This window comes from Tardibacter chloracetimidivorans, from assembly GCF_001890385.1.
Classification (GTDB): Bacteria; Pseudomonadota; Alphaproteobacteria; order Sphingomonadales; family Sphingomonadaceae; genus Tardibacter; species Tardibacter chloracetimidivorans.
The window spans coordinates 2,222,082-2,236,584 of sequence record NZ_CP018221.1 but is presented as its reverse complement, the minus strand read 5'-3'; the positions used below and the strand labels follow the sequence as shown (position 1 = coordinate 2,236,584).

At 63.9% G+C, this 14,503-nt stretch carries 13 protein-coding genes and 1 pseudogene; 3 read left to right on the top strand and 11 right to left on the bottom strand.

What is annotated here, in order from left to right:
* The first annotated feature begins 49 nt into the window (after positions 1-49).
* A pseudogene (locus BSL82_RS21805) lies at positions 50-807 on the top strand (IS5 family transposase).
* 550 nt (positions 808-1,357) lie between these two features.
* Here the strand turns inward: BSL82_RS21805 and BSL82_RS21800 are convergent.
* The gene (locus BSL82_RS21800) at positions 1,358-1,591 is read right to left on the bottom strand and encodes a phage integrase central domain-containing protein (protein ID WP_418361253.1); all 234 of its coding nucleotides are present in this window, start codon (positions 1,589-1,591) and stop codon (positions 1,358-1,360) included.
* A gap of 37 nt (positions 1,592-1,628) precedes the next feature.
* Between BSL82_RS21800 and BSL82_RS11595 the strand changes: the two genes are divergently transcribed.
* The gene (locus tag BSL82_RS11595) at positions 1,629-1,964 is read left to right on the top strand and encodes a hypothetical protein (protein WP_226998446.1); all 336 of its coding nucleotides are present in this window, start codon (positions 1,629-1,631) and stop codon (positions 1,962-1,964) included.
* Between the two features lie 328 nt (positions 1,965-2,292).
* Here the strand turns inward: BSL82_RS11595 and BSL82_RS11590 are convergent, their stop codons facing one another.
* From BSL82_RS11590 to BSL82_RS11580, 3 genes are read right to left on the bottom strand one after another with little or no spacing between them, the layout of a single operon-like run.
* Positions 2,293-2,973: an ABC transporter ATP-binding protein gene (locus BSL82_RS11590; RefSeq protein ID WP_072597666.1), complete on the bottom strand. Its 681-nt coding sequence runs from the start codon at positions 2,971-2,973 to the stop codon at positions 2,293-2,295.
* On the bottom strand, positions 2,970-4,220 hold the full coding sequence (locus BSL82_RS11585; protein ID WP_072597665.1) for an ABC transporter permease: 1,251 nt from the start codon (positions 4,218-4,220) through the stop codon (positions 2,970-2,972). Before BSL82_RS11585 ends, BSL82_RS11590 begins: the two co-directional genes overlap by 4 nt.
* Positions 4,217-5,224, bottom strand: a complete 1,008-nt coding sequence (locus BSL82_RS11580; RefSeq protein ID WP_072597664.1) for an efflux RND transporter periplasmic adaptor subunit — start codon at positions 5,222-5,224, stop codon at positions 4,217-4,219. The genes BSL82_RS11585 and BSL82_RS11580 overlap by 4 nt, the downstream gene beginning before the upstream one ends.
* 70 nt (positions 5,225-5,294) lie before the next feature.
* Between BSL82_RS11580 and BSL82_RS11575 the strand changes: the two genes are divergently transcribed.
* A complete protein-coding gene (locus BSL82_RS11575) occupies positions 5,295-5,495 on the top strand; it encodes a hypothetical protein (RefSeq protein WP_072597663.1) in 201 nt (66 codons plus the stop codon).
* A 23-nt stretch (positions 5,496-5,518) separates the two neighbouring features.
* Here the strand turns inward: BSL82_RS11575 and BSL82_RS11570 are convergent, their stop codons facing one another.
* From BSL82_RS11570 to BSL82_RS11540, 7 genes are all read right to left on the bottom strand, one after another.
* Positions 5,519-7,102 carry a DHA2 family efflux MFS transporter permease subunit gene (locus BSL82_RS11570; protein ID WP_072597662.1) on the bottom strand — a complete coding sequence of 528 codons (1,584 nt, stop codon included), beginning with the start codon at positions 7,100-7,102 and terminating at the stop codon, positions 5,519-5,521.
* A gap of 3 nt (positions 7,103-7,105) precedes the next feature.
* Complete coding sequence (locus tag BSL82_RS11565) at positions 7,106-8,224, bottom strand: HlyD family secretion protein (RefSeq protein WP_072597661.1); 1,119 nt, start codon at positions 8,222-8,224, stop codon at positions 7,106-7,108.
* A complete protein-coding gene (locus BSL82_RS11560; protein ID WP_083579174.1) occupies positions 8,217-8,663 on the bottom strand; it encodes a MarR family winged helix-turn-helix transcriptional regulator in 447 nt (148 codons plus the stop codon). The genes BSL82_RS11565 and BSL82_RS11560 overlap by 8 nt, the downstream gene beginning before the upstream one ends.
* 110 nt (positions 8,664-8,773) lie before the next feature.
* Positions 8,774-9,337, bottom strand: a complete 564-nt coding sequence (locus BSL82_RS11555; protein ID WP_226998445.1) for a hemerythrin domain-containing protein — start codon at positions 9,335-9,337, stop codon at positions 8,774-8,776.
* Positions 9,338-9,493: 156 nt separating this feature from the next.
* Positions 9,494-10,246 carry a slipin family protein gene (locus BSL82_RS11550; RefSeq protein ID WP_072597658.1) on the bottom strand — a complete coding sequence of 251 codons (753 nt, stop codon included), beginning with the start codon at positions 10,244-10,246 and terminating at the stop codon, positions 9,494-9,496.
* A 1-nt stretch (position 10,247) separates the two neighbouring features.
* Positions 10,248-11,663 (bottom strand): NfeD family protein, encoded by a 1,416-nt coding sequence (locus tag BSL82_RS11545; protein ID WP_158010852.1) that lies wholly within the window; start codon positions 11,661-11,663, stop codon positions 10,248-10,250.
* A 71-nt stretch (positions 11,664-11,734) separates the two neighbouring features.
* Positions 11,735-14,416 (bottom strand): cation-translocating P-type ATPase, encoded by a 2,682-nt coding sequence (locus tag BSL82_RS11540; protein ID WP_072597657.1) that lies wholly within the window; start codon positions 14,414-14,416, stop codon positions 11,735-11,737.
* Between the last annotated feature and the right edge of the window lie 87 nt (positions 14,417-14,503).

The following is a 14,503-nucleotide window of genomic DNA, read 5'->3' as shown; positions in this document are numbered from 1 at the left end:
GTTGGTCTCATTGATTCAAGGCGTTTTCGCTGAAGAGGAGGCCTTGGGGATGTCGCGTTCGTTGTTCTGGCTATCGGATGAAGCGTGGACAGCAATCGAGCTCCACTTGCCCAAGAACCAGCCAGGAGCACGACGTGTTGATGACCGGCGGGTGATCTCCGGCATCGTTCACATGCTCAAGTGCGGCGGTCGCTGGGCAGATTGCCCCGCCGAATACGGGCCGGCGACGACGGTCTACAACCGATGGAACAGGTGGAGCCGGCGGGGCATCTGGACACGCATCCTGGCTGCACTGACCGAAGAAGGCTGGATCGCCGAGACCGGGCAGATCGATAGCAGCTACATCAAGGCTCACCGTAGCGCCGGTGGGGCAAAGGGGGGGCGCGAGCCAATGCCATTGGGATCTCGCGTGGCGGCCGGACAACAAAGATCCACGCCCTTGTCGACGTCCTCGGACGGCCGCTTCGTCTCGTCCTGACGCCCGGCAACACATCGGACGTGAAGGGCGCCGACCTGCTCATCAACGAAACAGCGGGAATGAAGCGGGTGATCGCCGACCGCGGCTACGACGCCAATCGCATTAGGACCATCCTGCGCGAACAGGACACGACCCCGGTGATCCCCGGCCGCCGCAACCGCAAGCGCCCGATCCAATATGACAAACGCCGCTACAAAGATCGCTGGCGGGTCGAGGCTATGTTCTGCCGCCTCAAGGATTTCCGCCGGATCGCTACTCGCTACGACAAGCTTGCACGAAACTTCCTCTCAGCCGTAAGCCTCGCTGCCGCTGTGGCTTTCTGGCTCTGATTGAGTCTCAACCCTAGCAGGATTGCGGGTCATCGAGCTCTTTAGTATCGGGCCCGGTCCTCACTGTGCGATACTACCTCTGATCTTGGCGCAGATGTCCTGTGGATTGATCGGGAAGGCGGATGGCTGGCCTAATTTGGTAGCTGATCGTCGTTGAGTGACAAAGGTCGTCAATATTGCTCTGATAACGGCCGAATGTTCTGTTTCGACGCGGCAGCAGTAGCGGACGTTGATATCGAAGGGTTCAGGCCGAGCGTGATGGAGCGGCTTGGCCTTGGGCCGAAGGCTATGGCGGGCGCAATGGGGGATTGATCTACGGGCGAATGACCGGATGGGCCAAATCGGTCCCTGGGTACAAATTGCCGGTCACGATACCAATTCTATCGCGCTAGCGGGCGTGCTCGCCGCCATTGGAACCCGAGCCAGCCGGCAACCGTACACTGAACCTGATTGAAGCTTCTGGCGGCGCTTTGGGAGCGTGAACGCTCCGGACTTCGTCAGGTAGTCGACGCCGCGATCGTGTATGGCGTCGCGTCTCTTATGACGATGTTCACCGGCCTGCAAAGGTAGCAGCGATAGAATGGTGCGACCACCGAGGATATATTATCCGGCGCAGCGGCACGAGATCGGTGATCGCCGGCTGGTGGCCCTTTCGCAGGGGCTTGAGAACCTTACCAAGCCTCTCGGCGGGATCGGTCTGACAGATACCCTGGGCTATGGCGTAGACGAAAACCGCCGAAATACGCTGGCGGACGCGCTTCGCCGTCTCGACCTCGCCGCGCACTTCGATATCGCGCAGGACAGCGAGTACAAGCGGCGGCGTGACCGAGGCGCGGCAACGTGAGGACGAGCGGCGGTTGCGCGAACTCGCCCTTCACAGGGACCACATCGCCGAGCGCCGCGGCAAGGTGCTGGATGAGGTGCTCGAAGAGTCGGCCTCCCTCGATCGGCGTAGGAGGCTGGTGGCGGGTTTGCGTAGCGAGGAAATATCTGGGAGCACCGCCCGCGTGGCCGAATTCCTGGGACTGGCCGAGCGCAGGCTGGCCTCGCGCGAAGCGGCGCTTTCGGCTGACGGTCTTGAGCAGCGTTTCGAGAAAGATAATCTGTTTGGCGACAATGATGATCACGCTTTTCGTCCGCCCTATGGCTACTACTAAGCGGCTGTCTAATGACGTACTTTTGCCCTGTCCGTGGACGTCCACTCTTTTCCGGACGATGTGATGGTGCTATTGATGGTTTCGGCGATCGCTCACTGCCAATTTGTGCCGGAAATCCGCCGCTTGGGTGCCCGATGAGAGTCCTGTAAGCGCACCATATTTGCTATCCGCGATTTGTTATCCCTCGAGCGCCGGGCGGCCGCATCCGCGGCCTTGGCTATCCCCGCATAAGCTCGGGCGGCCGGTCGGCCTTGCGAATCCTGAAGGGTTCGAACGTTCTTCGCTCAGGCGCACCACCGCCAGCGCGGGCGGCCGCATCCGCGGCTATTCATGAATCGGGTTGGACGATCCGCCCGTCCAGCATCGAGATTCGCCTGTCGGACACGGCGGCGATCTCGAGATCATGGGTGACGCATACCACGGCGCGGTTCTGATCGTGCGCAAGCATCTGAAAGCTTTCCACGACACGCGCGCTGTTCTGGCTGTCGAGATTGCCCGTGGGCTCGTCGCACAGGATCAGCCCGGGGTCGTTTGCAAGCGCGCGCGCGATCGCCACCCGCTGACGCTCCCCGCCCGACAGGCGATCGACGGTGTTCTTTGCCTTCCCGCCCAGCCCGGCAGCGGTCAGCAGCTCCATCGCGCGCATCTCGGTCTCGATACGATCGAGACGGCCGAGCCGGCGGATCGGCAGCATCACATTTTCGAGCGCGGTGAACTCCGGCAGCAGGAAATGGAACTGGAACACAAATCCGAAACGCTCCAGCCGCAACCGGGCGCGGGCGTCGCCGTCAAGGTCGCCGACATCCTCGCCGTCGATCAGCACGGAGCCGCCGGTCGGACGGTCCAGAAGGCCGAGCAGATAGAGCAGCGACGATTTGCCGCAGCCCGAGGGGCCGATGATCGTCGTGAAGCTTCCCCGTTCGATGACGAAGTTCGCATCCTCCACAAGCAGCACCGGCGGCTCTCCCGACAGGGTGCGGCTGAGGTGGCGGGCCTCCAGCAGGCTCATGCCGCGCCTCGCAATATGTCCACCGGATCGACGCGGGAGGTCTTGCGCGCGGGAAGCCAGGCGGCGACAGCCCCGGCCGTGAGCGAGGCGGCGGCGGCAATCGCATATTGGCGGAAGCCCCGGTCCAGCGGGATGCGCTGGTCCTCGCCCGCGATCGGGAACTGGAGCGACGCCAGTATCTCCATCAGGCCATAGCCGAGCATCCAACCGAACAATATGCCGATAAGCGCGAGAAAAACGCCCTGAACGAGAAAGACGAACTGGAGATCGGCTTCCGCGAAGCCGATGGAGCGGAGGATCGCGATATCCCGCCGCTTGTCGAAGACGCTGTTGGAGACGACGGTATAGATGCCGAAGCTCGCCACAAGCAGAATGGCGCCCACCACGCTGTACATGATGACGTTGCGGGTCACGAGCAATGACAGGAAATCAGCCGAACGCTCTTGCCAGCTCTCCGCCTTGTAGCGGAACCGGCTCTCCAGCGTCCGCGCAATTTCTTCTGCCGTGTAGGGGTCCTCAAGGTGGATGCCGATGCGGTTGATGATGAACGGCCTGCCAAGCAGCGACTGGGCCTCCCGAAGCAGCACATAGCCCGACGATGGCGCGAGTTCCGCCTGGCCGCGCTTGAACAGCCCGACGATGCGGAGCGACCGGGTGACGCCCGATGCCGATGTGGCGGCCACCACATCGCCCACGGCCACGCCGAGCCGGGCGGCAAGTTCCTCCCCGATGATGATACCGCCCTGGACCGTTTCGAGATCGCGCAGCCGCCCCACCTTCAGATTGTCTTCGATTGTGCTGATACGCGCTTCAAGGCCGGGCTCTATCCCGACAATGCCGAGCGCTTCCTCGTGGCCGCCAAGCTTCAGCGTAATTCCGCCCGTCAGGCTTGGAGACGAGATCGCGCCCGGAAAAGCGCTCGCCACGGCCATGATCGCCGGCCAGTCCTTCAGCCCGCGCGCCTCGGTCCGCACCTTGTATCCGTGGAGAGTCACCGCGGCGTCGGGAAAGGCGCGCACGCCGGGTTGCGGGGACGGGCTGCGCAGTTCGTCGGAAACGATGATGTGCGGAGCGGCGTCGATCAGACGGTGGACGAAATCGGTCTGGCTGCCGATCATCATGGCCGATACGGCCAGGAAGAAGCCGACGCCCACCGCCACGCCGGACACGGCAACCGCGGTCTGCCGCGTGCGCCGGACGATGTGCTTGCGCGCGATATCCAGGATCAGAAGCGCCCGGCCGATCATTCCCCCTCCACAGGCCTGACCCGTTCGCCTTCTTCCAGATCGGACGGCGGCGACAGAATGACGCTGTCGCCCTCGGCAAGTCCGGACGTGACCTGAACATGTTCCGACTCGCCGATCCCGGTGCGGACCTGCCTTTTGGCGGCCCTGCCGTCGCGCGCGACCCAGACGTGGGAGTCCTGCAGCGCCAGCCGGGGGATCAGCAGCGCGTTTTCGATCTTGCGGACGACGATGTTGATTTCCAGCGTCATGCCGATCGGCAGCGGTTCGCTTTCGTCCAGCCCAAGCCGCACGCGAAAGGCGCGCTGGTCGGGATCGCCGGCCGGCGTCAGCTCGCGCACATGTCCGCGAATGACCCGCCCCGGCCATGCGTCGCTCGACAGCAGGGCCGACTGACCCACCGCTATGCGGGGCACGTCGCGCTCGTCGACGATGGCGGTGACTCGCATTTCCGCCGGGTCACCCAGCAGCATCAGCACGCGGCTCGGCGCCGCCAGATCGCCGGGCTCGACGTCCCGCTTGACCACGAGTCCGTCGATTCCCGCCCGGATGACATGCTGTTCCAGCCGGGCGAGGGCGGCCCTTTCGGCGGCCCGCGCCGCCGCTGCATCGGCGACGGTCTGATCGCGCGCCGCCCGGGTGACCCAGCCCTTTTTGTAAAGAGCGAGAATGCGCTGCTCGGCAAGATCGGCCCCACGCCTGCGGGCGGCGGCTTCCCGCACGGTTTCGCGCTGGTCGACGTCGTCCAGAGCGAGCAGGGCCTGACCCCTGCGCACACTGTCGCCTTCGTCCGCCAGGACGCGCGTGACGGGCGCGGTCAGCCGCGCCTGCACCGAGACGGGCTGCTCGGGCTCGACAAAGCCCGTCGCATAGACGAGTTCCACCGCCGTGCCCCGCCGAACGGGGGCGACGCTCACCTCGTCGGGGCGCGATTGCCAGAACAGATATGCGGCGCAGATGATGACTGCGACCAGTAGAGCCAGAAGCCATTTTCGCTTTGTCTTCACCGCATTGGCATAAGCGCCCGCGCGGAAAGACGGAACCCCGTTATGTTACGTAAGGCCAACGGATCGGCGCGTGAAGCGGCTGGCGGTGCCGATTGGCCCGCCGGACATGCTGGCAAAGCCTAGACAGGAATGCGACGAGCTTGTCTGCCTGGCCGAGCCCGCACCCTTTTTCGCCGTCGGCGCGCATTACGGCCACTTCGACCAGACCAGCGATGAAGAGGTCGTGCGGCTCTTGCAACAAGCCCGAATGAGCTGGGGTCAGGACCCTTGATCGAGCTGTCTCAAGCTATCCGCCTACTCCCCGAGATGGACCTGTTCAACCGGGCCTCGCGGATTGCGCAGCACGAAGACCAGCGGAGTGCAGACCAAGGTGACGATCGCCAGCATGTAGAAATCGTTGAGGTAGGCGATCATCGTTGCTTGCCGGGTCAATTCCGCATTGACGGCAGCAAGCGCCGCTCCGCCGATCTCGCCGTATCGCGTCGCCTGTGCTGGATCTATCACGTCAAGCGCCGATCGCGTCACGAAGCGCGTGAGGTGTTCGTGGGTGGTCTGGGTGTTCTGGGTGAGCAGGGTGGTGCAGAGTGAAATGCCTGCCGATGCGCCCAGCGACCGTAACAGGTTCATCAGGCTTGTGCCGTCGGTTCGCCAGCGCCGGTCGAGGGTGGCGAACGCCAGCGTGTTGAGCTGCATAAACACGAGACCCATTCCCAACCCCTGCAGAAAGCCGGTGGTGACGATCGACGCAGGGCCCACATCAAGTGACCACTGGGCCATTTCCCAGAGCGAATAGGAGATGATCAGCATCCCCGTGGCGATCACGAAGCGGAGATCGATCTTGCCCGCAAACTGGCTGGAGATGAACATGGTGATGAGAACTCCGGCGCCGCGCGGGGCGAGAACCATGCCGGTGTAGATGACGGAATAACCATAAAGATGCTGCAACATCGGGGGGAGGAGCGCCAACGGGGCCAAGGTGATCGCACCTATCAGAAGCATGAAGAACATGCCTGCGACGAGATTGCGGTCGCGAAAGAGTGCGCGCTCGAACAGCGGCCGTTTGGCCGTTGCGAGATGAACCACGGCGACCCAGAGAGCGGCAATCGCAATGCCGCCTTCAATCAGGATTTCCCAGCTCTGGAACCAGTCTTCGTGCTGGCCGCGGTCGAGCATCAACTGAAAGGACGCAACGCCCAACGCTATCATGCCGAAGCCGAATCCGTCGAAGCGCCGCTCGGTACGAGGCCGGGATGGCAGAAGCAGCCAGAGAATGGCCAAGGTCAACGCGCCGATGGGAACATTGACGTAAAAACACCAGCGCCAGCTGTAGTTCTCGGTCAGCCAGCCGCCGAGCACCGGACCCATGATCGGACCAACCATGACGCCCATGCCCCAGATCGACATCGCCTTTGCCTGTCGCTCCGGCGGATTGATGTCCATCATCACCGTTTGGGAAAGCGGGGGGATAAAGGCCCCGCAAATGCCCTGGAGCAGACGGAACGCCACCATTTCCTCCAGGCTTGTGGCGATGCCGCAGAGCATGGACGCAATGATGAAGCCGCTGACGGCGAACAGGAAGAGGTTTCGGGAACCGAACCTATCGGAAAGCCAGCCGGTGATAGGGGTGGCGATAGCCGCCGCGACGATATAGCTGGTCAACACCCAGGTGACGGTGTCGCTCGTGGCGTTGAGGCTCGCCTGCATGTGCGGCAGGGCGACATTGGCGATAGTCGTGTCCAGAACCTGCATGACCATCGCCGCCATGACGCCGACGGTCAGAAAACCGCGTTGCGCAACCGACAGCGCGGCCTCGCCGACGGCACCGGAGGCCCTCTGCGGTGTGGAAGGCGCTTGCGCTGGCCCGGCGGCGCTTGCCATTTTTTAGCCCTTGGGATCCCGATCAGGCGCATTGCGGTCGTCCGTAAAGACCGTGATCGTGGCGCTCAGCCCCGCCAGCAGTGGGCGCGGTGAGCGTTCGTCGATGGCGATGCGCACCGGCACGCGTTGCGTCACCTTCACCCAATTGCCGTTGGCGTTCTGCGCGGGAAGAATCGCGAATTCGGACCCGGTGCCCGCGCCCAGGCTTTCGACATGCCCTTTGAGCTTCAGGTCGGGATAGGCGTCGATCCTGATCTCGGCCCGCTGACCCGGCAGCATCTTGGCAAGCTCGGTTTCCTTGAAATTGGCCTCCACCCAGACGCGTTTCGATGCGACGATGGTAAGCGCCGGAAGACCCTCGATGGCCATTTGCCCCAGCTGAAGCCTTGATGCCTGCGTCACGATCCCGTCGACCGGCGCCCGAACCTCGGTGCGCGCGAGGTTGAGTTCCGCCTGATCGCGAGCGGCAATGGCTGCCGCGATCACCGGGTTGACGCCCGCCGTCGTCGTCCCGCTCTGCAGCCTGGCCCGGTCCTCGGCGGCTTCCGCCTCGGCGTTGCGCAGATCCTCTTCGGCCTGCACCAACTGATGGTGCGCCTCGTCCATCTTGGCGCGGGTGTTGAACCCACGTTCCATCAACGCAAGGTTTCGGTTGTAGGTCTGCTGCGCATAGGTCACCACGTCGCGGGCGGCGGCGATCGAGGATGTATTGGCGGCATAGGTCTGCCGAAGCGTCGCTATGTCGACCTGCGCCTGCGCGATCTGCGCGTTCGCCTGTGCGATCGCGATTTCATAAGGTTCGGCGTCGATGCGATAAAGCAGGTCGCCGGCCTTCACCTGCTGATTTTCCTTCACATAGACCGCAACGATCCTGCCGCCGACTTCTGAACTCACCGAAACCTTGTCCGCCCGAACATAGGCGTTGTCCGTCGACGCGGAGCGGCCGCTGCCGATCCACATATAACCGCCCGCCCCAAGCAGGATGAGCGGCACCAGCAGCATCAGAGCCCATCGCCGCCAGGTCTTTTTTGCGTCCGGCCGGCTCTCCTGCCCCGCCGCGGGTGCCGCGCCGTCGCGCGTTTCGCCACCTTTCGGCCGTATCACAGGGTCCGCGTCAGCCATGGGTCGCTTCCTGCTGGTCCGCCCCGGCGGACAGGTTCGTCCTGATGGTGTTCAAGATATCCCACAGGCGCTGGCGGTCGTCGGCCGCAACTCCCTGAAGCGCCTGTTCCATGAGCTGATCGCCCAGCTCGCGGAGCTGGCCGATCAGCGGGCGGGACTTGTCGGTCAGATAAAGCCGCCACGCGCGACGATCATTCGGGTCGGGCCGTCGCTCGACCATGCCCGCCTCTTCCATCCGGTCGATCATCCGGCACAGGGTAATCGGCTCCACTTCCAGCAGTTCTGCGGTCGCGCCCTGATTTTGTCCCTCGTTGCGGGATACGGTGAACAGCAGGCGCCACTGTGCCCCCGTGATGCCGATGACGCGCGTGCGTTCATCAAACGAACGGCGCAGCAGCCGAGACGTGTCGGCTATCATAAATGCAAGGGTGTCACTCATGCAGTGCATATAGTGAGCATGCTTACTATATGCAACGCACCTGTTCGCGCAGCGGTATAGCGCCCGTGCGCAAGCTGGAGTGCCGGGGGCCGAACCCCGCGCGCGTCAGCTCACGCGAGCTTCAGCCCCTCCTTGTTCATGGCCATGGTCACCGCGTGGTTTTCATCTTCGGAAAGCTGCGCCTTCAACTCAGGAAACACCTGCTCCTCTTCTTCCCTCATGTGCTTTTCGAAGAGCGAGCGGAACTCGCGCAGTTTAGTTGTCCAGTCAGAGCGATGCTGGTCGCGGCCCAGATCGAAGAGATATTGCTTCACAAGCCCGTGGTCATGGTTGAAGGCCTCCGCCCTGTCTCCCGCGCCATGGTCGCGGAGCGCCGGATATATGACATTTTCCTCTTCGAACGCATGCCTTGAGAGCGCCTGTTTCAGCTTGGCGAACAACATGGCGCGCCGGGTTGCGTGTTCGGTCTGCTCAAGCTTGTCGAACAGCGCGAGCGCCGCCTTATGCTCTTGCGCCAGCGCCTGATCCCAGTCGCCGGCCAAAGCGGTCGGGGCCTGCATGATGGCCTTGCGGACGAAATTGGCCGCCAGTCCCGCAGCCAGACCGGCGCCGGCGGCCCAGGCCATTCCGCCCGATCCGGACGCCGTTGAAGTTCCATGGAAGGATCTGTTCATCGTGCCTCTCCTTGCGCTGATGCTGAACGAAGCTCCGCCGTTCACGATGCGGCGGCGGCTTTGAAGGTGAGATCAAGACTCATCATCGGGCGGGCCGTTCCCGAAGATCGGCGCGCTCCCGACGCAGGTGGAGGAAATGCGCCGCGCGGGTCGCCGCTACCCCCTGAAAAATCCCTTCATGTCCATCGGAAAGGGAAACACGATCGTAGACGTGCGCTCGTTGGCGATCACGTTAAGCGTAGACAGATAGCGCAACTGCATGGCTTCCGGCCGCTGGCTCAGTATTTCGGCCGCCTCCAGCAGCTTCTGGGCGGCCTGCTGCTCACCTTCGGCATTGATCACTTTCGCGCGCCGTTCGCGTTCGGCCTCGGCCTGGCGTGCAATGGCGCGGACCATGGATTCGTCGATGTCGACGTGCTTGATCTCGACATTGGCGACCTTGATGCCCCAGGCGTCGGTCTGCGCGTCGAGGATTTCCTGTATATCGGCGTTCAGCTTGTCGCGTTCGGCCAGCATCTCGTCCAGCTCGTGCTTGCCGAGCACCGATCTCAAAGTCGTCTGCGCCAGTTCGCTGGTCGCCTGCATGAAGTTTTCGACCTGGATGGTGGCGCGCTCCGGCTCCAGCACGCGGAAATAGATGACCGCGTTGACCTTTACCGAAACATTGTCGCGCGAGATCACGTCCTGCGTCGGAACATCGAGGACGATCGTCCGCAGATCGGTGCGGACCATCTGCTGCACAAAAGGAATGAGAAGGATCAGGCCGGGACCCTTGACGCCGGTGAAGCGGCCGAGCGTGAAAATCACCCCCCGTTCATACTCGCGCAGAATCCGTATGGCTGCCGTGAGGAAGATCAGGACCAGAATGATCAGCGGTATGTAGAAGGCGAGGCTGCCGAACATCTCCATGTCAGTTCTCCGTCTCTGGTGGGGGCGCATATGATCCGGAAGGCGCTTGCCGGACGGGTTCAACGCCAAGCGTGATTCCATCCACACTCATGACGCGCACCGGTGTTGCCGCATTCAGCCCATGCGCACCGACTGCGCGCCAGCGCTCGCCATGAACGAAGACGTGGCCCTTGCCGTCATTCCAGTCGACGACTTCGCCCAGGGCCCCGATCATGCCCTCCCGGCCGCTCACCAGCTTGCGGCGGTGGGCGGAGAGACCCAGCCTCGCGATCAGCACGGTCAGGCCCAGGCTGGTCGCGGCGACGGCTCCAAGCACCGGCCAGCTCAGCCGGAACTCGGGGATGTCGGTGTCGATCATGATGGTTGCGCCAAGGATGAACGCGACGATCCCGCCGATGCCCAAAATCCCGAACGACGGTGAGACGGCCTCTGCCGCCATCAGCGCGATGCCCAGCAGGATGAGCGCCACGCCCGCATAGTTCACCGGAAGCGCGGACAGCGCGTATAGGCCGATGAGCAGGCAGATCGCGCCGATCGTGCCGGGGTAGAGTGCGCCCGGGTTCATGAACTCGAACAGCAGGCCATAGAGGCCGATCATCATCAGGATCAGCGCGATATTCGGATTGGTGATCGCGCCAAGCAATCTGGTGCGCCAGTTCGGGTTTACATCCACAAGCGTGACGCCGCGCGTGTCGATCGTCGTCTCGGCGCTTCCGGCGATGACCTTCATGCCGTTGATCTGGGCGAGCAGGTCGTTCCGGTCACGGGCGACCAGATCGATGACGTTTTGCTCCAGCGCCGCTTGCGCGGGCAGGCTTGCGGCGCTTCGGACCGCCGCTTCGGCCCAGTCGGCATTTCGCCCGCGCAGATCGGCAAGTGAGCGTATATAGGCGATCGCATCGTTGAGCGCCTTGGCCTCGCTTGCGCTGGCGGAGCCGGAATCACCCTCCTTGTCCGGATCGGCCTTTTCCGGAGCCGAGAACGGGCCGCCGCCACCGCCAAGCTGCACGGGAGTCGCAGCGCCGACATTGGTGCCGGGCGACATGGCCGCCACATGGCTTGCATAGAGGATGAAGGTTCCCGCGCTGGCGGCACGTGCGCCGCTGGGGCTCACATAGGTGACGACAGGCACCGGCGAACGCAGGATTTCGCGGATGATCTCGCGCATCGAGTTGTCGAGCCCGCCGGGCGTGTCCATCCGCAGGACGATGAAAGGCGCTCCTTCCTCCGCCGCCGCCTCAAGGCTTCGCGCGACATAGTCCGATGTGGCAGGCCCGATCGCTCCATCGACGTGAAGGACCGGCACCGAGCGGCCGGTTTGCGCCGCGCTTGAAGGCAATGCGATCACCGCAACCAGAACGGTGAAAAGCGCCAGCCAGGCTTTCAGCCTTCGATCGATCGATCCCGCGTGAAGCATTGGCCGATCTCCATCATCCGGCGCGCACCGATCTCACCGGCCGCGCCAGGCAGAGGCTAGACCCCTGTCGTTCAGGTTCCAAGCTCCTTGAACACTCCAAGCTTGCGCATGAGCAGCTTTTCGCCTTCGAGGAACAGCAGGACGGCCGCGCCGACGCCGATAATCGCCAGCCCGTGGGTGAGACTGAGCGGCCTGCTGTCGAACAGCCTGTTCATCACCGGCAGATAGGTGAAGGCAAGCTGGGCAAGCACGACGACGGTGATCGCGATCAGCACGGCGGGCGTTCCCATGGCGCCGGGCAATGTCAGCGAGCGCATGTGCAGGAAGCGGACGTTGAACAGATAGGCGACTTCCGCGACGATCAGCATGTTGACCACCATCGTCCGGGCGGTCGGGAGATCGGCACCGCGCTCCAGCATGCCGAAGAAGATCGAAAGGACGATGGCTGCGAAAAGAACCGAGACAAGCACCACCCGCCACAGCAGAAACGGCGACAGCAGGGGGGCGTCCGGTTGGCGTGGCGGCCGCGACATGACGCCGGGCTCAGGCGGCTCGAACGCAAGGACAAGGCCGAGCGTGGCCGCCGTCACCAGATTGATCCAGAGGATCTGCGTCGCCGTCATCGGCAGGGTGAAGCCCGCCAATATCGCCAGCACCACCGCTATGGTTTCGCCGCCATTGGTCGGCAGCGTCCACGCGATCACCTTACGGATATTGTCATAGACCGTCCGCCCCTCGTGAACCGCCGCGACGATGGAGGCGAAATTGTCGTCCAGCAGAACCATTTCGGCGGCCTGACGGGCGGCCTCGGTTCCCTTGATGCCCATGGCCGTGCCGACATCGGCCTGCTTGAGCGAGGGCGCGTCGTTGACGCCGTCCCCGGTCATGGCGACGATCGCGCCGCCGGCCTGAAGCGCCCGCACGATCCGCAGCTTGTGTTCGGGCGTGGCGCGGGCAAAGACCGAGACGCGCCGCACAAGGGACTGAAGCTCCTTGTCTGACAGCCGCTCGAGTTCCGGGCCGGTGACGACCTGCGGATCGTCGGCAAGGTCGATCTGTCGCGCGATCGCCAGGGCGGTGGCGGCATGGTCTCCGGTGATCATCTTCACCATGACGCCTGCCGAGCGGCATTCGGCGAGCGCGGCGACCGCTTCTTCGCGCGGCGGGTCCATGAACCCCATCAGGCCCAGGGGTGCGACCCCGGCTTCAAGATCGGGAAAGTCGAGCCTTTCCCTGGGCGCGTCCAGCCGCTTCATCGCAAAGCCCAGCAGCCGCTCGCCCGATGCGCCGCCCCTTTCGATTTGCGAGCGCCAGCGTTCCTTCACCCCGGCGTCGTCCACCATCGCCAGCAATGCTTCGGGCGCGCCCTTGATGAAGATGACATGCTCGCCCCGGGGGCCGCGATGGAGCGACGCCATGAAGCGATGCGCCGCATCGAACGGGATTTCATCCAGCCGTTCCCATTCATCGCGGCACTGGTCCGGGCTGAGGCTGCCCTTAATGGCGACGGCCAGCAGCGCGCCCTCCATCGGATCGCCTTCCACCGACCATTCCCCCTCCTTTTCGCGGAGTTGGGTATCGTTGCAGAGAACGCCGCAGCGGAGGATGTCCGCAGCCGCGCCGGTCGGCGGTGGATCATCCTGACCTTCGGCCTTGAGCTCGCCTTCCGGCCGATAGCCGGTGCCGCTCGCCACCAGTTCATGGCCACCCAGATAGATGTGCCGGACGGTCATTTCATTGCGCGTGAGTGTGCCGGTCTTGTCGGTGCAGATCACCGAAACCGCGCCCAGCGTCTCGACGGCCGGAAGCTTTCGGATCACGGCCTTGCGCGCGGCCATGCGCTGGACGCCGATGGCGAGCGTGACGGTGATGACCGCCGGAAGGCCTTCGGGCATCGCGCCTACCGACAATGCGACGACGGCGACCAGGGCATCGGTCCAGTCGAAGCCCCGGACCGTCACGGCGAAGGCGAACAGCAGCGCCGCGCCAAGGAAGATGAAAAGCGTGAACCAGCGGGCAAAGCTGTTGATCTGCCGGAGGAGGGGGGTCGTCAAAACCTCGACCCTGTTCAGCATCCCGCTGATCCGCCCGATCTGGGTCGCCGTTCCGGTGGAGGTCACGGCCGCCGTCGCCTGTCCGGTGGCGACGAGCGTTCCTGAAAAGACCATGCTGGCCTGATCGCCCAGTGCCGCGTCGTGCGCCACGGCATGTTCGTGCTTCGCCGCAGTGAGGGATTCGCCCGTCAGCAGCGATTCATCGACAGCGAGGTTCCGCGCGCGCAGGATGCGGGCATCGGCAGGGACGCGGTCGCCCGCCTCCAGCAGCAATATATCGCCCGGCACAAGGCCTGCGACGTCGACCGTTTCCCGCACGCCGCCCCGAAGCACGGTGGCGTGGGGCGATATAAGGTCGCGAATGGCGGCCAGCGCCCGTTCTGCCTTTCCTTCCTGCACATGGCCTACGATTGCATTGACGATGACGACGGCAAGGATCACGCCCGCGTCGACCAGATGGCCAAGCACCCCCGCCGCGACGGCCGCCGCCAGCAGGAAATAGATCAGTGCGCTGTTGAACTGGGCAAGAAATCGCAGCGCCGGGTGGGTGGTCTTGGGCGGCGGCAGGCTGTTGGGGCCAAATGACGAGAGCCGCCGTTCCACTTCATCACGATCAAGCCCCGAGCGGCTGCTTTCCAGACGCGCGAGCGCCTCGTCTGGAGGAAGGACGTGCCAGGGCAGGTCGCTTTCAATGTCCATGCTGATCCTGGAAGGCCGAACGATCAGTGTATCCGGCCCGTTCCATGGTCGTGCGTCCTTCCGGTTGGCGCGGCGCGGCAGGGTCAT